The organism is Amycolatopsis sp. WQ 127309, from assembly GCF_023023025.1.
Classification (GTDB): Bacteria; Actinomycetota; Actinomycetes; order Mycobacteriales; family Pseudonocardiaceae; genus Amycolatopsis.
On record NZ_CP095481.1, the window covers coordinates 2,572,256 to 2,595,426 of the forward strand.

Here is a 23,171-nt window from a genome sequence, read left to right on the forward strand (position 1 = left end):
CCCTCCACAACCCCGCATCTTTCCTAGGGAAAGTGCAGCTTCAGGCCCCCGAAAGCGCCACTTTCATGACGAAAGTGGCGAGGTTGGGTCAGCGGTAGTCGTCCGGGGGTGTGGTTGCCGGGTCTTTGCCCGTGTTGCGGACTTCGGTGAGCCAGCGGCCGAAGTCCGGGCGGTCGCCGTCGATGTCCGTGTAGTTGTACTCGTGCATCAGGGTCCAGGATGCCAGCGTTTGGCCGGCGAAGCGGGCGACGTCCGGGTCTTGGGCCAGGGCTGCGACGCCTCGGGCCAGCAGGTACGGGGTCTCGGAGATCTTGAAGTCGACCGGCGCAAGTTTGCCTACCGCGTCGCGCCAGGTGGCCTCGGTGACCTCGAAGATGTCCAGCATCGACTCCGAGCGCAGGAAACCTGGGGTGACGGCGAGGCCGACGCAGTCGTTCTTCTTCAGCTCGACGCCCAGTGCGCGGCCGAGCGCGCGGATGCCGCACTTGGCCAGGTAGTACGGCAGGCCCGCGCCGACGTAGTCGTCGTTGTCGCCGTCGGTCACCTCCAGCACCAAGCCGCGGCGGGCGACCACCAGCGGCAGCAGCCCGTGCAGCGCGATGAGGTGCGTGTCGAGCGCGTTGTGCGTCAGGCTCAGCGCGTCCTCCAGCGGCGTCTCCCAGAACGGCGCGTCGAAGTGGAAGTACATGTCGCCGCCCCAGACGTCGTCGACCAGGACGTCGACTCCGTCCACTTCGGACTCGATGCGGGTCTTCAGCGCGTCCACATCGGACACCGACGTGAAGTCGCAGCGGACCGCGACGGCTTTGCCGCCCGCCGCTTCGACGAGTTCCGCCGTCTCCTCGATCGTTTCCGGGCGCTTCATCGGTGACGTCGTTTCGCGCGTCGACCGGCCGGTGACGTACACCGTCGCCCCCGCGCGGCCCAGTTCCACCGCGATCGCGCGGCCGCAGCCCCGGGTCGCCCCCGTGACCACCGCGACCTTGCCCAGCAAGCTCATGTCTTCTCCCGTCCCCGCCACGCGGTCAGCACCGCGTCGACGTCTTCGGCCAGCCGGTCGGCCAGCCGCCCCTCCGGCCGGATCGACCAGTCCAGCGACACCCCGTTGAGCACCGCCAGCAACGCCCGCGCGGCGCGGGGCACGCTCGGCGCGTGCGGCAGCTCGGCCGCCGCCGCGTGGACGAGGCGGCCCAGCTCCGCCTCCACCGCCGCGCAGTGCTCGCCCAGCAGCGCCCGCAGCACCGGGTCGCCGATGTCCACGCCGAGCTGGCCCAGGTGGTTGGCCGCCTCTTCGGCGTCACCGAGCGACGCGTAGACCGTCACGGCCGCCTCGCGCAGTCCCACGATCGGGTCATCCCGGGAATCCGCGCACGCCCGCATCCGCTCGACCGCGTGGGTCGTCGCGCGCCGGCTAAGCGCCCGCAGCAGACCGGCCTTCGACCCGAAGCGCTGCCCGGCCGTGCCGACCGCGACCCCGGCCTCGGCGGCCACCTGGGCCAGGGTGAATCCCGGTCCGCACCGGCCGATCACGGTCTCCGCCGCGGCCAGCAGCCGCTCGTCGGTGATGCTCCTCGGCCGGGCCACGGCATTATTGAACCAAAGTTCATTAATGGTGTCACCCGGGTCCGCATCAGGGTCGGGTCAGGGTCATCACCGATCGCGCATCGGCCGAAAAGCCAGGAAGGTACTACTCAGGTAGGGGGCCCGGTTCGGTCTACAGGGTGACGCGCGAACAGGTCCTCACCCGCGACGATAGGTACGTCGTAAGCGAGGGGCGAAGAGGAGCAAGCCATGATCGAGGCAACGGGCCTCACCAAACGGTACGGAAAGACGCTGGCGGTGAACAACCTGTCGTTCTCCGTGGCCGCGGGGCAGGTCACCGGCTTCCTCGGTCCCAACGGGGCGGGCAAGTCGACCACCATGCGGATGATCCTCGGCCTGGACAACCCCACCGGGGGCCAGGTCACCATCGGGGGCAAGAAGTACCACGACCTCAAGCAGCCGCTGCGGACCGTCGGAGCGCTGCTCGACGCGAAGTGGGTGCACCCCAACCGCTCGGCGCGCGCCCACCTGCAGTGGATGGCGAAGTCCAACAAGATCCCGGCCGCCCGCGTCGACGAAGTGCTCGACACCGTCGGCCTGAGCAACGTCGCGGGCAAGCGCGCCGGCGGGTTCTCGCTCGGCATGTCGCAGCGGCTCGGCATCGCGGCCGCCCTGCTGGGCGACCCCGAGGTGCTGCTGTTCGACGAGCCGGTGAACGGCCTCGACCCGGAGGGCATCCTCTGGATCCGGAAGTTCATGCACCGGCTGGCCGAGGAAGGCCGCACGGTCTTCGTGTCGAGCCACCTGCTCTCGGAGATGGCGCTGACCGCCAGCAACCTCGTGGTGATCGGCCGCGGGCAGCTGATCTCGCAGTCGTCGACCGAAGACTTCGTCTCCCGCGCCGCGGAGAACACGGTCAAGGTCCGCTCGCCGCAGCTGACCGAGCTGCGTGACGTCCTGCAGCGCGCGAGCGCCGGCGTCACCGGCGACGAGAAGGCGCTCGTCGTGTCCGGGATGGACAGCGACAAGATCGGCGAGATCGCCGCCGAGCACCGGATCGTGCTGCACGAGCTGAGCCCGCAGACCGGCTCGCTCGAGCAGGCCTTCATGCAGATCACCGGCGACTCCGTCGAGTACCACACCGGTCTCGAAGCCGAGGCGCACCAAGTGCTCGAGTCCGCCAAGTAACCGCACACCACACGGGGAAACCACAGTCATGAACCTGCTCGCGGTCGAACGCATCAAGCTGTTCACCACCCGCTCGCCGTGGTGGTGCGCGCTCATCACCATCGTCCTGTCCGTCGGTTTCGCCGCCATCCTGGCCGGCGCGACCGAGGCCGGCGACTCGCTGACCGTCTCGGCCACCCAGTTCGGTGGCACGCAGTTCGGCATCGCCGTCGTCATGGTGCTCGCCGCCCTCGCGGTGACCACCGAATACCGCTTCAACACCATCCGCACCACCTTCCAGGCGGTGCCGCACCGCTCGCCGGCGCTGGTCGCCAAGGCCGTCGTCGTCGGGCTGCTGGCGCTGGTCATCGGCGAGATCTCGGCGTTCGGCGCGTGGGGCCTCGCGAAGGTGATGCGGCCGAACGACAACCTCGCCCTGGCCACCGGCCAGGACTGGGCCACCGTCGCCGGGCTCGGCGTGGTCTTCGCCTTCAGCGCGGTGCTCGCCGTCGCCGTCGGCACCATGATCCGGCACAGCGCCGGCGCGATCGCCCTGCTGCTCATCTACTCGCTGGCCGTCGAGAGCCTGGTCCAGCTGATCCCGAAGATCGGCAACCACATCCACGAGTGGATGCCGTTCAACGTGGCCAACAAGTTCCTCGTCGGCTCGACGCCGGCCGGCAACGGCCCCATGCCGTCGGACTCGCCGCTGAGCCCGGGCTGGGCGCTGGCCTACTTCGCCGGGGTTTCGATCGTGTTCCTGCTCATCGCCCTCGGGGTGGCGAAGAAGCGGGACGCCTGAGGGGAAACAGGGGAAAAGGGAAATCCGGGTCGCGCTGTCGGGGGGCGACCCGGATTTTCCGTTCCTCGCTAGGCTCACCGCGACGGGACGAGGTGAGCACGTGATCGAAGCGACGGCACTGACCAAGGCGTACGGCGACACGACCGCCGTGGACCAGCTGACCTTCACCGCGCGCTCCGGCCGCGTGACCGGGTTCCTGGGTCCGAACGGCGCCGGCAAGTCCACGACGATGCGGCTCATCGTCGGCCTCGACACCCCGGACGCCGGGACCGTGCTCATCGACGGCGTTCCGTACCCCGAGCTGAAGGACCCGCTGACGACGGTCGGCGCGATGCTGGACGCCGGCTGGCGCCACCCCGGCCGCGGCGGACGTGACCACCTGCGCTGGCTGGCCGCGACCAACGGCATCCCCGACAAGCGCGTCGACCAGGTGCTGGCGCTGGTCGGGCTGACGAGCGTCGGGAAGACGCGGGCCGGGCGGTACTCGCTCGGCATGCTGCAGCGGCTGGGGATCGCCGCCGCGCTGCTCGGCGACCCGCGCGTGCTGCTGTTCGACGAGCCGGTCAACGGCCTCGACCCCGAGGGCATGGCCTGGATCCGGCAGCTGCTGCACTCGCTGGCCGCCGAGGGCCGGACCGTGTTCGTGTCGAGCCACCTGCTGCCGGAGATGGCGCAGACCGCCCAGGACCTGGTGGTGATCGGCCGGGGCCGGCTGATCTACCAGGGCTCGATGGACGAGTTCGTCGCCCGCACGAGCCACCACGGCGTGCGCGTGCGCACCCCGCACGCCGACGAGCTGCGCGCCGCGCTCACCGGGCAGGTGACGTTCACCGAAGCCGACGGCGCCTTCGTGGTGTCCGGAGTGGACAGTGACCGGATCGGGCAGCTCGCCTTCGACGCCGGCGCGACGCTGCACGAGCTGAGCCCGATCACCGGCTCGCTCGAGCAGGCCTACCTCGACCTCACCCGCGAGGCCGTGGAGTTCTCCGCCGCTCCGGAGGCCGCGAAGTGACGACCTTGAACCTGCTCCGCGCCGAGCGCATCAAGCTCTTCAGCACCCGGGCGCCGTTATGGTGCCTGACCCTCGCGTTCGTCGCGCCGCTCGGCTTCACCGCGCTGTTCTTCGCGCTGGCCGGGCCGGAGATCCCGGCGACCGTCGGCAACACGCAGCTCGCGAGCGGCAACGGCCGGACCGTGCTGCTCGTGCTCGCCGTGCTCGCGACGGCGTCGGAGTTCGGCTGGGGCACGATGCGGCTGACCTTCCAGGCCGTCCCGCGCCGGGTGCCCGCGCTGCTGGCGAAGGTGACGATCATCGGCGCGGTGGGTGCTGTGCTCGGGCTGGTCGTCGGCTTCGGCGCCTGGGGTGTCGGGACGCTGGTGCAGCCGGACGCCGATCTCGCGCTGCACTCGGGTGCGGAGTGGCGCTCGGTGCTCGGCCAGAGCCTGGTCTTCCTGTTCACCGCGGTGGCCGGCGTCGGGGTCGCACTGCTGCTGCGCAACGTCGCCTTCGCGCTGGCCGCGGTGCTCGTGTGGACGCAGCTGCTGGAGGGCCTGGTCGTCTTCATCCCGGGCGCGGGCAGGCACATCTACCAGTGGATGCCGTTCCACGCCGCGGACGAGTTCGTCGGCGCGGGTGGCTTCGCCGCCGGGCCGCTGCAGCTGTCGGCCGCGCCGCTGAGCCCGTGGGGCTACCTCGGTTACTTCGCCGCCATCAGCATTGCCCTGTTCGTGGCCGGCGTGGTCGTCACGGCGAAGCGCGATGCCTGAGCGTGATCGCCGTCTCACTACTCCACAAAACTGTGTTAAGAGAAGATGAAAACGTTGTGGCTTCTCTCACAGGCGCCGGACATAATGCTATGACCAGGCAATATTCGTAAGTGAGTGAACCGGACCCGTCTGAGCTCCCCTGGAGGTGATCCTTGGCGGTGGACACCGGTCAAGAATTGGGCAGCACGATTCCCCGGGCCCGCGTCGAAGACGACGCACCGCGGCTCGAACCCATGTTGGATCTTGAATGGTCGCGGGCCATCGAACTCCCGCAGAACGCCATGGCGGCGGGCACGCCCGCGGAACTTCGCCGTGCCTGGGTGCATCGCGCGCCCGAGGACAGCGTGCTGGCGCTGTTCCGCGCGTCGGCCGGGATGGCCGGACCGATCCCCGCGCCGTGGTGGCTGCGCGCGGTCGCGGACGGCAAGCTCGATTCCCGGGAACAGGGTTTCCGCGTCGAGGACCGCATCGCGCAACTGCTCGGCAGGCGGCCGGGCTGGGAATTCGTCCCCTGGGCCGCGGACGGCGAATCGGGCTACTGGGAGTTCATGCCGTCCGAACGCGGGAAATCGGGACACGCGATTCCCACGACGGTGATGAACACCGATCGGCACGGCGGCTGGATCGACGTCCTCCCGGCGCACACCGGGCCGACGCCGGACCCGATCCCGGTCGCCGGACTGGCCGGCCTGCGGTCCCGGCTCGGGGAGTTCGAAGCCGCTCGGTGACCACCAGTTAGCCTCGCTTGGTGGAGAACGAGGACAGTCGACGGCTGCGCAGCGTCGTCAGCTACGTCAAGCGCGGTGGCCGGATGACCGTCGGGCAGCAACGCGCGTGGGACGAGCTGTGGCCGGACGTCGGCCGCACGGTGGGCGAGCTGCCCGCCGGGACGCTGGACTTCGGCGCGTGGTTCGGCCGTGAGGCGCCGGTGCTGATCGAGATCGGCTCCGGCATGGGCGAGACGACGTCGCAGCTGGCCGCCGCGGCGCCGGAGCTGAACTACGTCGCCGTCGAGGTCTACGACCCGGGCCTCGGCCAGCTGATGCTGCGCGCCGAAAAGCTGGGCGTCGAGAACCTCCGGCTGCTGCACGGTGACGCCGTCGTGCTGCTCACCGAGCACGTCGAGCCCGGGACGCTGCACGGCGTCCGGCTGTTCTTCCCGGACCCGTGGCCGAAGAAGAAGCACCACAAGCGGCGGATCGTGTCGCCGTCGTTCGCCGCGCTCGTGGCGTCGCGGCTCGCACCCGGCGGGACGTTCCACATGGCGACCGACTGGGAGAACTACGCCGAGCAGATGCTCGAGGTCTGCTCGGCCGAGCCGGCGTTGAAGAACCGGTACGACGGCTGGGCGCCGCGCCCGGAGTGGCGGCCGGTGACCAAGTTCGAGCAGCGCGCCGACGTCGACGGCCGCGTCTCGCACGACCTCATCTTCGAGAAGCGCTAGAAACGCTGAAGGGGACCCTCCCCGGATCCCCGCGGAGAAAGGTCCCCTTCAGCTCACTACCCCCGGTGCTCGCCCCTCCCCCGACAGAGGGGCGAACGTCCTATTCCTCGGCCAGCGGCTCGGCCTGGACCCGCTTGAGGGCGGGCGTGCAGACCGACGCGCCGAGCAGGGCCACGCCGACCCCCAGCACCACCGGCGCCAGGAGCCACGGACTCACCACGATCCCGCGTGGGTCGACCATGCTGTAGAGCCCAACACCGACGAGCACCCCGACGATTCCCGCGCCGATGGTGGCGACCAGCGCGGGCAGCGCGGCCTCCATCCGCAGCGCCCGCGACAGCACCCGCACCGGCGTGCCGGCGGCCATCAGCGCCCCGAACGTCCGGCGGCGGTCCATCACCGAACCGGCGGTCGCGACGGCGGCGCTGCAGCCGGCCAGGACCCCGGCCGCGAGCAGCCCGATCACCGTGACCCGGCGCAGGTCGCCGAGCTCGGTCTGCTGGTTGAACAGGTACTGGTCCCGGCTGCCGACCTCCTCGCCGGCGGCCGGCCCGGCCAGCGCCGTCCGCACGATCTCGCGGTTCGCGTCGGTGGTCGGCGCGACCACGGTGACGTAACTCGGCGCCAAGCCCTCCGGCAGCGCGGCCGGGTCGATGATCGACGTGCCGGCCAGGTCGGCGTCCGGCAGGTGGATGGCTTCCGCCCGCGTCCCCGATTTGACGGCCACGGCCGGCCCTTCCCAGTTGTCGACGACCTTGTACTGCGCCAGGTCGAGCGCCGAGTCGCCGAAGACGGCCGGACCGCCCGTGCAGTTCTCCGCGGTGAGCCCGAACCGGGTCAGCTTGACCGCGTCCGCGCAGCTCATCACCAGCGCCCGGTGGCCGGTGCGGTTCGCGCCCTCGCCCTGGACCAGGTAAACCTGGCCGACCGCGACGGCCCTCTCGGACTGCCCGTACTTCCGCAGCGAGCCGTTGGCCTGGTCGACGATCTTGCTCGCGTGCTGACCGTCGGTGTCGACGTAGAGCACGGAGTCCTGGAAGGACCGGCCGCCGCCCGCCATCGACTCGAACGTCGGCAGCAGCGTCAGCGCCATCGACCCGGCGAACACCGCGAGCACGATCCCGGCGGAGGCGCGGTAGGCGCTCTTCGGGTCGTCACGCAGGCGTCGCCCGGCGAGCAGCGACGACGGCCGCCGCCAGATCCGGACGAACGTGCCGCCCACCGCCGACGTCACCCACGGGCCGACGATCGCGGCCGAGCCGACCAGCAGGAACAGCCCCACCATGACCATGCCGATGCCGCCGGAGTCACCCGAAGTCGAGACCGCGTAGAGGAAGAACAGCCCGGCCGCGGGCAGGGCCAGCAGCCGCCACCAGCGCAACGGCTTCTTCGTGTGACCGCCCGCGGCGAACAGCGGGTTCTTCAGCACCCGCCGCAGGCCCAGGACGCCGGCCAGCACCACGAGCACCGGGATCGCCACGACGATGAACACCGTCAGGCCGACCGGCAGCGTGAAGTCGGCCGCCTGCCAGGTGCCGCCGGCCCAGGGCACGAACGACGCGAGGCCGTGCAGCGCCGGGCTGAGCAGCAGGCCGAGCAGGGCGCCGATGCCCGCGGACAGCGTGGTCTCGGCGGCCACCATGTTCGTGACCTGCCCCGGTGTCGCGCCGGCCAGCCGGAGCGCGGCCAGCCGCCGCTCGCGCCGAGCGGCCGTCAGCCGCGCCGACGACGCGACCAGCACCAGGCTCGGCACCAGCAGCACGATGATGCCGACCCAGGACAGCAGCATCAGCAGGCCGTCCGCACTGGCTTTCCCGTTCGGGAAGCCCGAGACCGGTGACGACGCCTCGGGCATCGCGTCCGGCGTGTGCCCGGTCAGCGCGACGAGCTGTTCGGGGAAGCGCAGGGCGTCGTCGCCCAGCGCCCCGACGGGCTTGCCGAACCGGTCGCCGAGCTGCGCGGCGGAGTTGCCCTGCAGCAACCGGCCGAGCGCGGGGGACACCACGGTCTCGCCCGGCCCGGGCAGCTGCGGCACTCCCGCCGGCAGCTGGATCCCGGCCGCGGTGGCGCCCGGCGCCAGCGCGACGTCGACGCGGCTGATCTGCCGGCCGTCGAAGTAGTCCTTCGAGACGGAGTACACCAGCTTCGCCGGGCCGTCGGTGCTGCGGCTGGAGAACTGGTAACCCTGCCAGACGGCGCGCTGCTCACGGTTCTGCGTGGCGAACGGCAGCGTCGCCAGCAGCAGCACCAGCCCGGTCGCGACGGCCACCCCGACCGCGGTGAGGATCGCCGACGTCCGGGTCCGCCGGTCGACCTTCAGCACCCGCAGGGCGATCTGCAGCGAGTTCATGCCGCGAGCCTCGTGGCGATCAGGCCGTCCCGGATGGCGACGGTCTTCGGCATCGACTCGGCCAGTTCGCGGTCGTGCGTCACGACGATCACCGCGGCGCCCGTCTCGTGGGCGGCGCCGAGCAGGGCGTCCATCGTGTCGCGGCCAGTGCGGGTGTCGAGGGCGCCGGTCGGCTCGTCGGCGAAGATCACCTTCGGCCGGTGGGTCAGCGCCCGCGCGATCGCGACGCGCTGGGCCTCGCCGCCGGACAGCTCACCGGGGCGACGGCGCTCCTTGCCGGCCAGGCCGAGGCGCGAAAGCCATTGGCGCCCGGCGTCGATGGCTTCCTTGCGGCCGAGGCCGGCCAGCAGTGACGGCAGCGCGACGTTCTCCTCCGCCGACAGCTCCGCGACGAGCATCCCGGACTGGAAGACGAAACCGAACTCGGTGCGGCGCAGCTCGCTGCGCTTCTTCTCGCCGAGGTGGTCGATCCGCTGTCCGGCCAGGAAGATCTGCCCGTCGTCGGCCCGGAGGATGCCGGCCAGCACGTGCAGCAGCGACGTCTTGCCCGAGCCGGACGGCCCGACGATGGCGACGGCGTCCCGCGGCTGGATGTCGATGTCGATGCCGGCCAAGGCGTACTGCGCGCCGTAGCGCTTCACGAGCCCACGGCCGGACAGCACCGGCCCATCGGTCCACTGTGGAGTGTTCGGGTCCACGAGGTTCTCCCCTGTCGGTCGGGATCTTGATGCCGATGAGCTTCGCCGAGAGCAAGGGATGTCCACTTCGGGCAGACGGCCAGTCACGGGCCCGCCCGCATCGGCCGATCGGCCGAGGGAGCGCGAGCCACTCGGCCAAGGTGCGGACGCCCGCGGATCCTCTAACGTCACGTTGTGCCCGCCGCGCCTCCGCAGAACACGCTCTACACCCGCACCACGACCCTGGTGCGGCGCATCGGCGTGCCCGCGGCCGTGCTGTTCGCCGCGCTGCTCTTCGACGTCGTCTTCACGACGCAGGCCGCGCTCGACGACTCCGGCCCGCGCTTCGTCGACTTCGGGCTGCTGCCCGGCATCTTCGCGATGGTGGCCTGCGCGCTGTGGGCCCAGAAGCGGGCCGCCGTCGCCGGGGCGGCGGGTGCCGCCGTGCTGGTGTTCTCCACCCTCTTCATCCACGCGTTCCACATCCCGCCGTACTCGAGCGTGCTGCCGAAGGTGACGATCACCGAGATCGTGGCGGGGGAGCTGATGCTCTACTACGTGACTCGCCGGGCGCGGGCGGGCGTGGCGTTCTGCGTGGTCAGCGCCCTGGTCGTCGGGTGCCTGGTCGCGGTCTTCGGCCGCTACCGGGGCGTCGGCGACCTGGACGGCGGATCGCTCTACCAGGCCCTGCTGTTCGGCGTGCTGCTGCTCGCCGGCGCGGTGGTGCCCGCCATCGCGATCCGCGACCGCGGCCCGAAGGCCGATCCGCGCACGCGCAAGCTCCGCCGGGTCAACGAGCTGGCGATGGGGCAGTGGCCGCTGATCGGGCTGCTCGGGTTCGCGCTCATCTTCGAGTTCGGCTACACGTACTCCAGCACCGCCCGCGGCTTCCCGATCCTGTTCTGCTCGCTCGTCGCGGCCGTCATCGCGGTGCTGTCGCCGCGGCGGCCCGCCGACGCGGTCCTCGCCATCGCCGGGGTTCTGCTGCTCTCCGCGGTCATCACGCCGTTGCTGCAGCTGCGCAGCTCCTACCCGATGCCCGGCGGGGTGCCGTTCGTGCAGGTCATCGCCGGGATGGGCGTGGTGGTCACCCTGACCCGCGCCCGGGGGCTGAGCGCCTCGTGGGCCCGGGTGGCCGTGCTGTCGGCCGTCGTCGCGCTCGCGGCGATCGTCAACTCGAACCAGCCCGCCGGCAACCTGCAGACCGACCCGCAGACGCTGTCGATCCTGGCCTTCGCCGCGGCGCTGATGCTGGGCATCTCGATCGCCGTCGGCCTGATGCTGCGGTCGCGGGACTCCGAGCGCACCACGGTCGTCCAGTCCGCGGTGTCCGAGGCGCAGACCGCCGAGCGGATGGCGCTGGCCCGCGAACTGCACGACGTCGTCGCCCACCACGTCACCGGGATCGTGGTGCAGGCGCAGGCCGCGCGGATGATGGCCGAGAAGAACCCGCAGATCGCCGTCGAGGCGATGGGCCGGATCGAGAACGCCGGCGTCGAGGCGCTCGCGGCGATGCGGCGGCTGGTCCGCTCGATGCGCGGTGACGCGCCCGCCGGGTCGAGCGAGTTCAGCGAGCAGGCGACCACGGATCTGGGCGCCGACCTGCGGAAGCTGGTCGAAGGCGCCAACCACGGCGTGCCGACGTCGATGCACCTCGACCTGCCGCCGGACCTGCCGCACGAGGTCGGCCGCTCGGCGCTGCGGCTGGTGCAGGAGTCCCTGACGAACGTCGGCAAGCACGCCGCGGACGCGACCGACGCGTTCGTGCTGGCCGAGGTGAACGGCACAGAACTGCACCTGCGGGTGACGGACAACGGGCGCGAGCGCACGCACCGGCCCGCCGGCGGCTCGGGCGGCTACGGTCTGGTCGGCATGCGCGAACGCGTCGCGCTGCTGAAGGGCCGGCTCTCGGCCGGGCGCGGCCCGGACGGCGGCTGGCGCGTCGAAGCTTGGCTGCCGCTGGCGGCTACGGAAGAAGCGGAAGGGGACGAGTGATCCGGGTACTGATCGCCGACGACCAGGAGATGGTGCGGATGGGGTTCCGCATGATCCTGGACGCCCAGGACGACATCGAGGTCGTCGCCGACGTCGCGGACGGCGTCTCGGCGGTCTCGAAGGCCCGCGAACTGCGCCCGGACGTCTGCCTGCTCGACATCCGTATGCCCGGCCTCGACGGCCTCGAGGTCACCCGGCAGCTGGCCGGCCCGGACGTCACCGACCCGCTGAAGGTAGTGGTGGTCACCACCTTCGACCTCGACGAGTACGTGCACACGGCGTTGCGCAACGGCGCGTCCGGCTTCCTCCTGAAGGACGCCGGCCCGGCGCTGCTGATCGAGGCGGTCCGCGCGGCCGACCGCGGCGACGCGCTGGTGTCGCCGCAGATCACCGTCCGGCTGCTCAAGCACTTCGACGGCAGCGGCCCGGCGAAACCGCAGGTCAAGCCACCTTCCGAACCGCTGACGGCGCGCGAGATGGACGTCGTGAAGGCGGCCGCGCGCGGGCTGACGAACACCGAGATCGGGTCGGAGCTCTACCTGTCGCTCTCGACGGTGAAGACGCACCTCGCGTCGGTGCAGGGCAAGATCGGCGCGCGGAACCGCGTCGAGATCGCGGCCTGGGCGTGGCGGAGCGGAGTCGTCTCGTAATTCCGGGTGCTCTGGGGGGGTGCGTAGTATCCCGACATGCAACGCCGTTTCCACGCTCCTGTCGTTCTCCCCGCCGACCCGTCCTGTTCACTCCTGCGCGACGCGGTCGTCGATGTCGACACCGATGGGCGAATTTCGTACTGCGGACCGGTGGCCACCGCCCCCGAGTCCGCCGCTCCGGTCACCACCCTGACCGGCATCCTGCTGCCCGGCTTGATCAACACGCACGCGCACAGCCCGATGACGCTGCTGCGCGGCATGGGCGGCGACCTGCCGCTGCTGCCGTGGCTCAACGAGATCATCTGGCCCGCCGAGGCGAAGCTGCGGCCCGAAGACGTCCGCACCGGCATGCTGCTGGGCTCGGTCGAGATGCTGCGCCACGGCGTCACGACCAGCGCCGAGATGTACTTCGAAGGCGAGCAGCTGGTCGACGCCGTCCTCACGACGGGCGGCCGCGTGCTGGTCGCGCCGCCGGTGATGGAGCTGCCGGGCCTCGACTGGCGCGCCCAGCTGGCCGCGATCGAGCGCTGGATCGACGCGGACGGCCTGCGCTTCGGCCCGGGCGACCGCGTCGAGCTCGGCTACGGCCCGCACTCGGCGTACATGCTGTCGGAAGAGGGCCTGCGCGCGACGGCGGAGTCGGCGGCCGCGCGCGGCGCGCTGATCCAGATCCACGTCGCCGAGGCAGCCGCGGAGGACCTCGCGGTTCGCGAAGCGCACGGCTCGGTGCCCGCGCTGCTGGCCAAGCTCGGCATGCTGGACGGCCGGGTGCTGGCCGCGCACGCGATCCACCTGTCGGACGCGGACATCGCGCTGTTCGCCGCGCACGGCGTGGGCATGGCGCACTGCCCGGGTTCGAACGCGAAGCTGGCTTCGGGCATCGCGCGGATCGCCGAGCTGCGCGCGGCGGGCGTCGCGGTCGGCCTCGGCACCGACGGCCCGGCGTCGAACGACGACATCGACCTGTGGGAAGAACTGCAGCTCTCGGCGATGTTCGCCCGCCTCGCGACGGGCGACTCGACGGTGCTGACGGCGGCGGACGCGTTCCTGCTCGCGACCCGCGGCGGCGCCGCGGCCCTGGGCCGCGCCGACATCGGCGCACTGGAGCCGGGCCGCTGGGCCGACTTGGTCCACATCGACCTGGACGACCCGGCGTTCGCGTGCGGCTTGGACGTCCCGGACGTCCAGCTGCTGTCGAACCTCGTCTGGGCGGCGGGCTCCCGCCGGGTCCGGGACGTGTGGGTCGCGGGCGAGCAGGTGGTGGCGGACGGCGAGTCGCTACGGGTGGACCGCTCGAAGGTGCAGGCCGGCGTAGCCGAAACCGCGGCCCGCCTACGCGCCTGAACTTTGCGCCGCAAAGTCGCACTTTCGTAGGGAAAGATACGTCCAGGGGGGTCTCAGACGCATCTTTCTCGGTGAAAGTGACGGGGTCAGCGGGAGCGGAGGATGACCTCGGTCACGTGGGCGTCCGGGGCTGCTGACACCGCCGTGACCACTGCTGTGGCCACCGAGTCCGCCTTCAGCAGGTGCGACGTGTCGTACTCGCGGCCTTCGCCCTTGAAGATCTTCTGCTGCATCTCCGTGTCCGTGCGGCCCGGGTAGACCGACGTCACGCGCAGGTCCGGTTCCTCCTCGCGCAGGGCGTCGGCGAAGGCGCGGACGGCGAACTTGCTCGCCGCGTACGGGGACCAGCCCGGGCGGGCGTTCAGGCCCGCTCCCGAGTTGATCACCACGACGTGACCGTGGGCTGCCCGCAGAGCCGGGAGCAGGAGGCGGGTCAGCTCGACCACCGCCACGGTGTTGACCTCGAAGTTCTCCCGCCACGCGTCGGCGGGGGTAGCCTCGACCCGGCCCAGGCGGGCCACTCCGGCCGAGTGGATCAGGACGTCCAGGGACGTGATGTCCGCGGCCGCCTGTTCGAGGGAGGCCTGGTCGGTCAGGTCCACCGGCCACGGGGTTGCGCCCGGCAGTTCCTTTGCCAGTGCGTCCAGCGCGTCCGCGTCGCGGCCGCCGAGGAGGAGGCGGTGCGTCGGGGCGAGCTGGTGGGCGACCGCCGCGCCGATTCCGCGCGAAGCTCCGGTCACGAGGGCCAGGGGAAGATCCGTCATGCCCCTACCGTAACGACGAACCCGGCGTCCACCGTGCGGTCGTCGCGGTTGCCCGGGCCGAGTGTCCGGGAGGCGCAGCCCGAGGGGTCCACGTCGGAGTCGCGAGTGTCGTCACCGGCGTCCTTCTTCGTCGGCGTGTGCCCCTCGGCCGTGAAGCACACTTCGTAGGTGCCGTCTTCGAGGCCGGTGAAGGCGTAGGCGCCGTCCGGGCCGGTGACGACGCTCGTGCCGTTCTTCAGCACCGCCTTCACCCCGGCCAGCCCCGGCTCGCCCGCGTCCTGAAGGCCGTTGCCGTCGGTGTCGGTCCAGGCGAAGTCGCCGATCCGGTTCGTCGGCGGGGCCAGGCCGAGGTCCACCGAGAAGTCCTCGCGCTTCGGGCCGCCGAGGGTGCGTGGCGCGGTGCAGCCGTCCGGGTCCGCGTCGGAGTCCTGGTCGTCGTTGCCTGCGTCCTCGCGCGTCACCGTGAAGTCCGCCGGGACGGCGAAGCAGACCTGGTAGGTGCCGTCCTTCAGCTTCTCGAAGCCGTACTTGCCGTTCGCATCCGTCGTGGCGGTGCCGACCGTGCCGCCCGCGCCGTCCTTCAGCGTCACCTTCACGCCCGCGACGCCGGGCTCGCCCGGGTCCTGCAGCCCGTCGCGGTTGCGGTCGTTCCAGGCGAAGTCGCCGATCTTGGCGATCGCCGGCGGCGGGACCACGGTGATCGTCGCCGACGACGTCTTGTCGCCCAGCGTGCCGCCGGGGTAGTGGACGCCGGTGACCTTCGCCGTGTTGACGTGTCCGGTGTCGGCCACCGTCAGGTTCGGGTGGTCGCAGGTCAGCTGCTCGTTCGCGGCCGCGGCCAGCGTGAACGGCGCGAACGGCGTGGCGCACCACGGGTCCTGGACGGTGATCCCGGTCAGGTCCTGCGTGCCGTCGTTCGTCACGGTGACGCGGTAGTGCGCGGTCTCGCCCGCCGTGACCGTCGCGAACGGGCCCCACGCGCCGGTCACCGGGTTCCGCACTTCCTTCTTCACCGAGTACGCCGCGAGCTGCACGACGACGCAGTCCCAGCGGAGCCGTTCCGCGCTGGTCGTGGCGAAGAACTTCACCGCCGACGCCCTGGCCGGCGCGGTCGACGCCGGGAAGTCCTGCTCGGCCAGGTGCCCGTCGCTCGCGTTGTGGTCCACGACGAGCTTGTTCTCCAGCACCTGGACGCCGGTCGCGTCGTAGAACCGCAGGCCGGTGGCCGGGTTCGCGCTCGGCAGCGCGGCGCCGGTCGACACGCTGAGCGTGTAAACGCCGCCCGGCACGAACTTCTCGGTCTGGTAGGCGGTGCTCGCCTTGCCGTCCGGCGTCTGGATCATCGCGGACCGCCGCCCGTCGACGGCGTACGCCTGGTCGGTCAGCAGTTTCGGCTGCTTCGCGGCCGGCGTCCCGGGCGGCACCGGCGCGGCCGGGGTGAAGACGTAGCCGTCCGGCGCGCCGTTCGCCGCCGTCGTTTCGACGCTCGGGTTCGCCGCGACGCCGCCGCAGGCCGGAGGCGGGTCCGCGGGGGAAGCCGCGGTCACGGGCACCGCCGCGCCCGAGACCGCCATCGCCACTGCCATCGCGCGCGCCGAGAAGATCACCCCCCGACTATGGCGCGGGGCCCGGGCCCGCACCGGCCGAGAGCGGTCCCCTTCAGGGTGAACCTCGGCCGGCGCGAACCCGCTGCGTCAGCGCTCGCCGATGCGGCCGGGCCGGCCGAAGCGGCCCTTCTTCCACACCGAGACGAGTGACGGCCGCGGCTGCGCGGTGCCGCCGTCGGGCCAGTGCGACGTCGGGGTGGCCGAACTCGCCGCGTTCTCACCCGGGTGCTGCACCGCGACGAGGACGACGTGGTCGGTGACGTTCGGGCCGCACGTCTCGGCGCCGGGCGGCACCGACAGGAACTGCTTGACGTGGCCGCGTTCCGGACCGGTCACCGGCACCGAGAACAGGCCGTCGTTCGCGCCGAGCGCGTTGCCGTCGGTCGAGACCCAGAGGTTGCCGTGGCGGTCGAAGGCCACGTTGTCCGGGCAGGAGATCGGGCTGACCTGGCTCTTGTCGAAGCCGCCGTAGTACGTGTCGGCCGCGGCCGGGTCACCGCAGACGAGCAGCAGCCGCCACGAGAACGTCGTCGACGCCGCGTCGCCGCGGGCCTCCGCCCACTCCAGCACCTGCCCGTTCCGGTTGGCCACGCGCGGGTTCACCTCGTCGACGCCCGCCTTGCCCGCCGCGCCGCGGTCGCTGTTGTTGGTCAGCGCCGCGTAGATCCGGCCGGTGACCGGGTTCGGTTCGATGTCCTCGGGCCGGTCCATCTTCGTGGCGGCCACCTTGTCGGCGGCCTGCCGGGTGAAGACGTAGACCTCCTCGGCGGTGAATCCGTCCACAAAGGACTTGTCGCCGCTCACCAGTGGCAGCCACTCGCCGGTGCCGTCGAACTCGTCGTCGGCCGGGAGCTTGCCGGTGCCGTCGATCTCGGACGCCGGGCTGTCGCCGGTGAAGCGCGCGACGTACAGCGTGCCCTCGTCGAGCAGCGCCGAGTTGTGCCGCCGCGCGTGCGCGCTCTTGCCCGGCTTGTACTTCCCCTTGGAGACGAACTTGTAGATGTACTCGAAGCGTTCGTCGTCCCCGGAGTAGGCGGCGACGCGGCCGTCGGCGGTGATCTTGATGTTCGCGCCCTCGTGCTTGAGCCGGCCGAGCGCGGTGTGCTTGACCGGCGTCGAGTGCGGGTCGTTCGGGTCGATCTCGACGACCCAGCCGAACCGGTTCGGCTCGTTCGGCTCCTGGGCGACGTCCCACCGCTTGTCGAACCGCTCCCACTTGCGGGTGCTGGCGCCGACGCCGATGGCGTACCGCTTCAGCCTCGCGGCCGCCACCGGGTCGGTGACCGTCTCGGAGTTCGCGAAGTACTGGTGGATGTTCTCCTCGCCGGAAAGCACGGTGCCCCAGGGCGTCACGCCGCCGGAGCAGTTGTTCTGCGTGCCGCGGACCTTGCGCCCGCTCGGATCGGCCGACGTCTTCAGGTACTTCGAACCGGCGGCCGGCCCGCGGACCTCGAAGACGGTGTCGAGCGTGATCCGGCGGGCGAACCGGCTCGGCACGACCTCGAGGCCGCCGCGGACCGGGTCGCGCCGCGCCTGCAGCACCGAAAGACCGTGCGCCGCCCAGGCGATCTTCACCTGCTCCTCGGTCGGGTTCGCCGAGTCGTACTGGTCGGCCGGGAACAGGTGCACCTCGGCGGTGTACTCGTGGTTCACGACGAGCAAGTTGTTCAGGCCCAGCGCGTCCTGCGGGATGAGGCCGACGAAGTCGTTGTTGTAGCCGAACTGCTTCGCCTGCGCGGCCGCCGTCTGCTTCGTGAAGTCGAACTTCGGCGCGCCCGGCACCACCGGGTCGCCCCAGCGGATGACGACGCGCTGCGCGTACCCGTCCGGGACGACGACCGCGTCGAGCTTGTTCGGCGGGACGGGGTCGAAGTCGGTGCCGGGGGCCGGACGCGGTTTCGGCGCGGGTGCCGCGGCGGCCGTCCCGGAGAGCGCGGCGAACCCGCCCGCCGCGGCGGCCATCACGGCGCCCGCCTTGAAGACCCGGCGGCGGGAGATGTCCTTGACGACGTCACCGAAGTACGCGTTGCCGGACTCGTTCGGCTCGGGGTGCGCGCAAGCGTTGCCGCAGCGGTATTCGCAGGTGACCGGGGAGCGGCCGCCGGGGTGGGCGGGGAAGAGCGGGAGCAGACGGTCGGGCACGAGGCCTCCATGGTGGGAGTTCGGGAACGAACCGACCGTAAGTCTCCCAAACCAGTCAATAGAGACATTCGAGTGAACGCCGGACTGGCCCTCTCAGAACTCTTCGCCGACGAGCGCGGCTTCCTGCGGCACGGCGTGCGCGTCCGCCTTCTTCTCCCGCAGCGAGAGCAGGCCACCGGCGACGACGCACAGCACCGCGGCGGCGACGAACGGCGCCTGCGGCGAACCGAACCACTCGGCCACGTGCCCGACCAGCGTCGCCGCGACGGCACCGCCGAGCCAGCGGCAGAAGTTGTACCCCGCGCTGGCGACCGGGCGCGGCGCGTCGCTGATGGACATCGCGGTGCCGGTGAACAGCGTGTTCAGCAGCCCGGACACGAGCCCGGAGACGATGATCCCGACGACCAGCACCGGCTTGCTCGGCACGGCCAGCACCAGCATCAGCACGGCGTACCCGAAGACGGCGGCCGCGGCGGCGTGGCGTTCACCGAGCTTGGCGGCCAGTCGCGGCGCGAGCGCGACACCCGCGACGGCGACGCACAGGCCCCAGCCGCAGAAGATCAGGCCGACGGCGATGGCGCTCCAGCCGAGGACGAACGGCGACCAGGCCAGCACCGTGAAGAACGCGGCGGTGTAAAGCGCCGAAGCGACCGAAGTGCGCAGCAGGCCGGTGTGCTTCAACGCACGAAGCGGGTCGAGGAGCTTGATCGGATCACGCTTCTCGTGCTTGTCGCCCTTCAGGAACACCGCGCACAGCACGAGCGCGCCGGCCATCAGGATCGACGTGCCGACGAACGGGCCGCGCCAGGAGATGCTGCCGAGCAGGGCGCCCAGCAGCGGGCCGACCGACAGGCCGACACCGAGCGCGGCTTCGTAGAGCAGGATCGCGCCGGACTGGCCGCCGGTCGCGGCGCCGACGATCACCGACAACGCCGTCGCGATGAAGAACGCGTTGCCGAGACCCCAGACCGCGCGCAGCCCGACGAGCTGCTCGATCGAACCGGCGGCCGCGCACAGCGCGGTGGCCGCGACGATCAGCGTCAGCCCGACGAGCACCGTGCGCTTCGGCCCGAACTTCGCGCTCGCCGCGCCGGTGACCAGCATCGCGATGACCTGGACGCCGAGGTAGGACGAGAAGAGCAGGGTGACCTGCGACGGCGTCGCGTCCAGGCCCTTGGCGATGGACAGCAGGATCGGGTCGACGAGACCGATTCCCATGAAGGCGATGACCGCGGCGAACGCGGTGATCCACACCTGCTTGGGCTGGCCCTTGACCGCGTCCAGCAGGCTCGAGTGGTGTTCAGCGCTCATCGCTGATCAGTTCCTCCTTCTTGGCGTCAACGAGCAACTTGGCGAGAGCCGGCAGGGCGGCTTCGATCGCAGCGCGGTCGGCGTCGTCCATCGCGATCAGGCGTTCGCGAAGGAACTCTTCGCGGGCGGTGACCATCTCGGCGTAGAAGCGACGACCCTCGTCGGTGACGTCCACGAGCACCGCCCGCCGGTCGGCGGGGTCCGGCGCGCGGGTGGCGAGCCCGAGCCGTTCGAGGCGGCTGACGACGTCGGTCATCGACGGCAGCTTCACCTGCTCGAACTCGGCCAGCGCGCTCATCCGCCGCGGCCCGCCGTTCACCAGTTCGCTCAGCACCGACCCCTGGGTGAGGGTCAGCGTCAGCTGCGGGGTCTGGCGGCGCACCTGGTGGTACAGCCGGAAGACCAGCGGCCGCAGCCGGTGGGCGAGATCGGCGATCGGGGAAGTCACTTAGCCATGCTAACAAAAATTAGTAAGGGTGGCTAAGTAAGTCGGCTCACAAGCTAGGCTCGGGGCATGGACGCGGTGATCTTCGACCTCGACGGCGTACTCGTGGACTCCGAGCGGATCTGGGACGAGGTCCGCCGCGCGGTCGTCGCCGAGCACGGCGGGACCTGGCGCGAGGAGGCGACGCGCGCGCAGCAGGGGATGAGCACCCCGGAATGGGCCCGCTACCTGGTCGAAGAGCTGGGCGCGCGGCTCACGCCACCCGAGATCGCGACGATCGTCGTCAAGCGCATGGCGGCCCGGTACGCCGAGCGGCCGCCGCTGATCGACGGCGCGGTCGACGTCGTGCGGGCGGTGGCGAAGAAGTGGCCGGTGGCGATCGCCAGCTCGTCGCCGGTGATCCTGATCAAGGGCTTCCTGGACGTCACGGGCCTGCCGGTGGGCGCGGCGGTGTCATCCGAGCAGGTCGGCGCGGGCAAGCCGGCCCCGGACGTGTACCTGCGGGCAGCGGAGCTGCTGGGGGTGGCGCCGGCGGAGTGCGCGGCCGTCGAGGACACGACGAACGGGTTGCGGTCGGCGTTGGCCGCGGGGATGGCGGTTTACGCGGTGCCGAACCCGCACTTCCCGCCGGACCCGGAGGTGCTGAAGCGGGCCACGGCGGTGGTGGCGACGATCACCGACTTGCCGGGTGCGCTTCTTGCGAAGTGAGGCTGTAGTCGGCTTCGTAGCGCTCGGGCGGGGAACCCTCGACCACGTCCACGAGGAAAACCCCGTGGTCGGAGACCGTCTTCTGCAGCGCTGCCGACAGATCGCCCTTCGCGTTGAAGGTCCTCAGCTGCAATACGGTCGTAGCGGTCACGAAGACCGCTTTGTCCGCGGGGAGCGGACCGCCGTTCTCCCCGACGTACCCGGCGGCGAGTTCCGTCTTGTCGTCGAGCGGTACGCAGGAGGGTGACTTCGTCCCGTACTGCGGCGCTCCGGGGACGAGCTGGTCGCCTCTGGGCACGGCGGCCACGCAGAAGCGCGCCGCGCCGGCCACGGTGGCCGTGAACACATAGGTGGTCCACACATCGGTCTGGCCGACGAAGTTGGTGAGAATGGCCGGAGTGCCCGTCACCTGCAGCTCGGACAACGGCCGGTGCTCCGGTTTTGCCAGGACGAACGGCCGGCCGGGGCGCGCCGGCTGGACCGGCGTCGGCGCCGAGTTCAGCTGGGTGGCCAGCAGCACGCTGGTCAGCACCACCAGCACCGCCGCAAGGGGCGCGACCAGCACCGTCAACCGGCGGCGGGCCGCTCTCGGCCTTCGCTGGCGGCGCAGCTGCTCCGCCCACGCGCCGGCGAGGTCGGGCGTGACCTCCCCGCCCTGCTCCCGCAGTGTCTCGGCCAGTTTGCGTTCGAGGTCGGTCATCGCTCACCTCCCAGGTCGTCCCCCAGGTGCTTGCGCAGATTCTCCATCGCGTGGTGCGTGGTCGCCTTGACCGTGCCCGGGGAGATCCCCAGCGTCTCCGCGATGCCCGCCGTGCTCAGGTCCAGCCAGTAGCGCAGCACCAGCACCTCGCGCTGCCTCCTGGACAGTTTGCCCAGAACCGCGCGGATCCGCTGGTGTTCCCAGTTGGCCACCGCCCGGACCTCCGCCGACAGCTCGTCCGGCGGCAGCTCCTGCGGCGTCCGCCGGACCACCCGCAGGTGCCGGGTGCGCGACCGCGACATGTTCACCACGGTCGCGCGGAGGTAACCCGCCACGCGGGTGTGGTCGGTCAGGGTGTCCCAGCGCTGGTGGAGCTTGACAAAAGCCTCCTGGGCGACGTTTTCCGCGTCGTCCGCGCCGAGCAGGTGCGCGAGCCGGGTCATCTGGGCGAAGTACTCCTGGAACAGGGCGTGGAAGGTCGGCGCGCCCAGGTCCCCCGGCACGCTCTCCCCGACGCTCGCACTCACGCCACGTTCACGCGCGCCCCACCCCACCGGTTTAGTGCACCACGCGAAGAAGGCCGCCACCAGCGGTGACGGCCTTCGACGGGGGGACTGTTCTACCGCTCGAGCTCGCCGCGGATGAACTTCTCGACGGCGTCGCGCGCGGTGGAGTCGTCGTACTGCTCCGGCGGCGACTTCATGAAGTAGGAGGAGGCCGACAGGATCGGGCCACCGATGCCGCGGTCGAGCGCGATCTTCGCGGCGCGGACGGCGTCGATGATGATGCCCGCCGAGTTCGGCGAGTCCCACACCTCGAGCTTGTACTCCAGGTTCAGCGGGACGTCGCCGAAGGCGCGGCCCTCGAGCCGGACGTAGGCCCACTTGCGGTCGTCGAGCCACTGGACGTAGTCGGACGGGCCGATGTGGATGTTGGCCTTGCCGAGGTCGCGGTCGATCTGCGAGGTGACGGACTGGGTCTTCGAGATCTTCTTCGACTCGAGGCGCTCCAGCTCCTTCATGTTCAGGAAGTCCATGTTCCCGCCCACGTTGAGCTGCATCGTCCGGTCGAGCTGGACGCCGCGGTCCTCGAACAGCTTCGCCAGCACGCGGTGCGTGATGGTGGCGCCGACCTGGGACTTGATGTCGTCACCGACGATCGGGACGCCGGCGTCGGTGAACTTCTTCGCCCACTCCGGGTCGGAGGCGATGAACACCGGCAGCGCGTTGACGAAGGCGACGCCCGCGTCGATGCAGGCCTGCGCGTAGAACTTGTCGGCCACCTCGGAGCCCACCGGCAGGTACGACACGAGCACGTCGACCTTCGCTTCGCGCAGCGCGGCGACGATGTCGACCGGGGTCTCGTCGGACTCCTCGATCGTCTCGCGGTAGAAGCGGCCGAGGCCGTCGTGCGTGTGACCGCGCTGGACGGTGACGCCGAGCGGCGGCACGTCGGCGATCTTGATGGTGTTGTTCTCGGACGCGAAGATCGCCTCCGACAGGTCGCGGCTGACCTTCTTGGCGTCCACGTCGAACGCGGCGACGAAGTCGATGTCGCGGACGTGGTAGCCGCCGAAGTCGACGTGCATCAGACCGGGGACGCGGGTGGCCGGGTCCGCGTCGCGGTAGTACTGGACACCCTGGACCAGCGACGCCGCGCAGTTGCCGACGCCCACGATGGCCACCCGTACGCGGCGGTTCTCGCCCATGGGGGTTTCTCCTTCAATCCGTGTCTGTTCAGTAGGTCTGCCGCTACG

Annotated in this window: 22 protein-coding genes; 10 read left to right on the top strand and 12 right to left on the bottom strand. The window is 71.1% G+C overall.

The genetic code is table 11. From position 1 onward, the window contains the following. Window positions 1–88: 88 nt before the first annotated feature. Together MUY22_RS11775 and MUY22_RS11780 are read right to left on the bottom strand one after the other, a co-directional pair. Window positions 89–1,000, bottom strand: coding sequence for an SDR family NAD(P)-dependent oxidoreductase (locus MUY22_RS11775; RefSeq protein WP_247059513.1), 912 nt, complete (start codon window positions 998–1,000; stop codon window positions 89–91). Next, window positions 997–1,584: a TetR family transcriptional regulator gene (locus MUY22_RS11780; RefSeq protein WP_247059514.1), complete on the bottom strand. Its 588-nt coding sequence runs from the start codon at window positions 1,582–1,584 to the stop codon at window positions 997–999. Before MUY22_RS11780 ends, MUY22_RS11775 begins: the two co-directional genes overlap by 4 nt. 207 nt (window positions 1,585–1,791) lie before the next feature. Here MUY22_RS11780 and MUY22_RS11785 point away from each other — a divergent pair, with 207 nt between their 5' ends. The 6 genes from MUY22_RS11785 to trmB all read left to right on the top strand — a co-directional run bounded on the left by MUY22_RS11785 (window position 1,792) and on the right by trmB (window position 6,722). Then, window positions 1,792–2,730 carry an ABC transporter ATP-binding protein gene (locus tag MUY22_RS11785; protein WP_247059516.1) on the top strand — a complete coding sequence of 313 codons (939 nt, stop codon included), beginning with the start codon at window positions 1,792–1,794 and terminating at the stop codon, window positions 2,728–2,730. A gap of 28 nt (window positions 2,731–2,758) precedes the next feature. Beyond that, complete coding sequence (locus MUY22_RS11790; protein ID WP_247059517.1) at window positions 2,759–3,511, top strand: ABC transporter permease; 753 nt, start codon at window positions 2,759–2,761, stop codon at window positions 3,509–3,511. A 100-nt stretch (window positions 3,512–3,611) separates the two neighbouring features. Then, on the top strand, window positions 3,612–4,523 hold the full coding sequence (locus MUY22_RS11795; protein WP_247059518.1) for an ATP-binding cassette domain-containing protein: 912 nt from the start codon (window positions 3,612–3,614) through the stop codon (window positions 4,521–4,523). Further along, the gene (locus MUY22_RS11800) at window positions 4,520–5,278 is read left to right on the top strand and encodes a hypothetical protein (RefSeq protein ID WP_247059520.1); all 759 of its coding nucleotides are present in this window, start codon (window positions 4,520–4,522) and stop codon (window positions 5,276–5,278) included. The genes MUY22_RS11795 and MUY22_RS11800 overlap by 4 nt, the downstream gene beginning before the upstream one ends. A 176-nt stretch (window positions 5,279–5,454) precedes the next feature. Next, a complete protein-coding gene (locus tag MUY22_RS11805; protein ID WP_247063827.1) occupies window positions 5,455–6,006 on the top strand; it encodes a hypothetical protein in 552 nt (183 codons plus the stop codon). 44 nt (window positions 6,007–6,050) lie between these two features. Next, window positions 6,051–6,722 carry a tRNA (guanosine(46)-N7)-methyltransferase TrmB gene (gene trmB / locus MUY22_RS11810; protein ID WP_371827670.1) on the top strand — a complete coding sequence of 224 codons (672 nt, stop codon included), beginning with the start codon at window positions 6,051–6,053 and terminating at the stop codon, window positions 6,720–6,722. 100 nt (window positions 6,723–6,822) lie between these two features. On the opposite strand, the gene MUY22_RS11815 is transcribed toward trmB, so the two are convergent. Beyond that, window positions 6,823–9,072, bottom strand: a complete 2,250-nt coding sequence (locus MUY22_RS11815; protein WP_247059523.1) for an FtsX-like permease family protein — start codon at window positions 9,070–9,072, stop codon at window positions 6,823–6,825. Then, complete coding sequence (locus tag MUY22_RS11820; RefSeq protein WP_247059524.1) at window positions 9,069–9,770, bottom strand: ABC transporter ATP-binding protein; 702 nt, start codon at window positions 9,768–9,770, stop codon at window positions 9,069–9,071. Before MUY22_RS11820 ends, MUY22_RS11815 begins: the two co-directional genes overlap by 4 nt. Before the next feature lie 174 nt (window positions 9,771–9,944). On the opposite strand from MUY22_RS11820, the gene MUY22_RS11825 reads away from it, so the two are divergent. From MUY22_RS11825 to MUY22_RS11835, 3 genes are read left to right on the top strand one after another with little or no spacing between them, the layout of a single operon-like run. Continuing rightward, a complete protein-coding gene (locus MUY22_RS11825; RefSeq protein ID WP_247059525.1) occupies window positions 9,945–11,744 on the top strand; it encodes a sensor histidine kinase in 1,800 nt (599 codons plus the stop codon). Further along, window positions 11,741–12,394, top strand: coding sequence for a response regulator transcription factor (locus MUY22_RS11830; RefSeq protein WP_247059526.1), 654 nt, complete (start codon window positions 11,741–11,743; stop codon window positions 12,392–12,394). The genes MUY22_RS11825 and MUY22_RS11830 overlap by 4 nt, the downstream gene beginning before the upstream one ends. Window positions 12,395–12,430: 36 nt before the next feature. Further along, window positions 12,431–13,738 (top strand): amidohydrolase family protein, encoded by a 1,308-nt coding sequence (locus MUY22_RS11835; RefSeq protein WP_247059527.1) that lies wholly within the window; start codon window positions 12,431–12,433, stop codon window positions 13,736–13,738. 86 nt (window positions 13,739–13,824) lie between these two features. Here MUY22_RS11835 and MUY22_RS11840 read toward each other — a convergent pair whose 3' ends face one another. The 5 genes from MUY22_RS11840 to MUY22_RS11860 all read right to left on the bottom strand — a co-directional run bounded on the left by MUY22_RS11840 (window position 13,825) and on the right by MUY22_RS11860 (window position 20,010). Continuing rightward, entirely contained in the window at window positions 13,825–14,502 is a 678-nt protein-coding gene (locus tag MUY22_RS11840; protein WP_247059528.1) for an SDR family oxidoreductase, read from the bottom strand. Further along, window positions 14,499–16,109 carry an SdrD B-like domain-containing protein gene (locus MUY22_RS11845; RefSeq protein WP_247059529.1) on the bottom strand — a complete coding sequence of 537 codons (1,611 nt, stop codon included), beginning with the start codon at window positions 16,107–16,109 and terminating at the stop codon, window positions 14,499–14,501. The genes MUY22_RS11840 and MUY22_RS11845 overlap by 4 nt, the downstream gene beginning before the upstream one ends. Window positions 16,110–16,196: 87 nt before the next feature. Next, window positions 16,197–18,251 carry a PhoX family phosphatase gene (locus tag MUY22_RS11850; protein WP_247059530.1) on the bottom strand — a complete coding sequence of 685 codons (2,055 nt, stop codon included), beginning with the start codon at window positions 18,249–18,251 and terminating at the stop codon, window positions 16,197–16,199. Window positions 18,252–18,344: 93 nt separating this feature from the next. Next, window positions 18,345–19,562, bottom strand: coding sequence for an MFS transporter (locus MUY22_RS11855; protein WP_247059531.1), 1,218 nt, complete (start codon window positions 19,560–19,562; stop codon window positions 18,345–18,347). Next, the gene (locus tag MUY22_RS11860; protein ID WP_247059533.1) at window positions 19,552–20,010 is read right to left on the bottom strand and encodes a MarR family winged helix-turn-helix transcriptional regulator; all 459 of its coding nucleotides are present in this window, start codon (window positions 20,008–20,010) and stop codon (window positions 19,552–19,554) included. Before MUY22_RS11860 ends, MUY22_RS11855 begins: the two co-directional genes overlap by 11 nt. A gap of 66 nt (window positions 20,011–20,076) precedes the next feature. Between MUY22_RS11860 and MUY22_RS11865 the strand changes: the two genes are divergently transcribed. After that, complete coding sequence (locus tag MUY22_RS11865) at window positions 20,077–20,715, top strand: HAD family phosphatase (RefSeq protein WP_247059535.1); 639 nt, start codon at window positions 20,077–20,079, stop codon at window positions 20,713–20,715. Here the strand turns inward: MUY22_RS11865 and MUY22_RS11870 are convergent. The 3 genes from MUY22_RS11870 to MUY22_RS11880 all read right to left on the bottom strand — a co-directional run bounded on the left by MUY22_RS11870 (window position 20,681) and on the right by MUY22_RS11880 (window position 23,123). After that, a complete protein-coding gene (locus tag MUY22_RS11870) occupies window positions 20,681–21,415 on the bottom strand; it encodes a hypothetical protein (protein WP_247059536.1) in 735 nt (244 codons plus the stop codon). The two genes, MUY22_RS11865 and MUY22_RS11870, sit on opposite strands and share 35 nt — an antisense overlap. Continuing rightward, entirely contained in the window at window positions 21,412–21,942 is a 531-nt protein-coding gene (locus MUY22_RS11875) for an RNA polymerase sigma factor (RefSeq protein WP_247059537.1), read from the bottom strand. The genes MUY22_RS11870 and MUY22_RS11875 overlap by 4 nt, the downstream gene beginning before the upstream one ends. A gap of 92 nt (window positions 21,943–22,034) precedes the next feature. Beyond that, window positions 22,035–23,123, bottom strand: coding sequence for an inositol-3-phosphate synthase (locus tag MUY22_RS11880; protein ID WP_247059538.1), 1,089 nt, complete (start codon window positions 23,121–23,123; stop codon window positions 22,035–22,037). Window positions 23,124–23,171: the final 48 nt, after the last annotated feature.

Bases quoted from the DNA above. Each gene is read 5' to 3' on its own strand.
- MUY22_RS11775 (WP_247059513.1), bottom strand. From the start codon at position 1,000: ATGAGCTTGCTGGGCAAGGTCGCGGTGGTCACGGGGGCGACCCGGGGC.
- MUY22_RS11785 (WP_247059516.1), top strand. From the start codon at position 1,792: ATGATCGAGGCAACGGGCCTCACCAAACGGTACGGAAAGACGCTGGCG.
- MUY22_RS11790 (WP_247059517.1), top strand. From the start codon at position 2,759: ATGAACCTGCTCGCGGTCGAACGCATCAAGCTGTTCACCACCCGCTCG.
- MUY22_RS11815 (WP_247059523.1), bottom strand. From the start codon at position 9,072: ATGAACTCGCTGCAGATCGCCCTGCGGGTGCTGAAGGTCGACCGGCGG.
- MUY22_RS11835 (WP_247059527.1), top strand. From the start codon at position 12,431: ATGCAACGCCGTTTCCACGCTCCTGTCGTTCTCCCCGCCGACCCGTCC.
- MUY22_RS11840 (WP_247059528.1), bottom strand. From the start codon at position 14,502: ATGACGGATCTTCCCCTGGCCCTCGTGACCGGAGCTTCGCGCGGAATC.
- MUY22_RS11855 (WP_247059531.1), bottom strand. From the start codon at position 19,562: ATGAGCGCTGAACACCACTCGAGCCTGCTGGACGCGGTCAAGGGCCAG.
- MUY22_RS11865 (WP_247059535.1), top strand. From the start codon at position 20,077: ATGGACGCGGTGATCTTCGACCTCGACGGCGTACTCGTGGACTCCGAG.
- MUY22_RS11870 (WP_247059536.1), bottom strand. From the start codon at position 21,415: ATGACCGACCTCGAACGCAAACTGGCCGAGACACTGCGGGAGCAGGGC.
- MUY22_RS11880 (WP_247059538.1), bottom strand. From the start codon at position 23,123: ATGGGCGAGAACCGCCGCGTACGGGTGGCCATCGTGGGCGTCGGCAAC.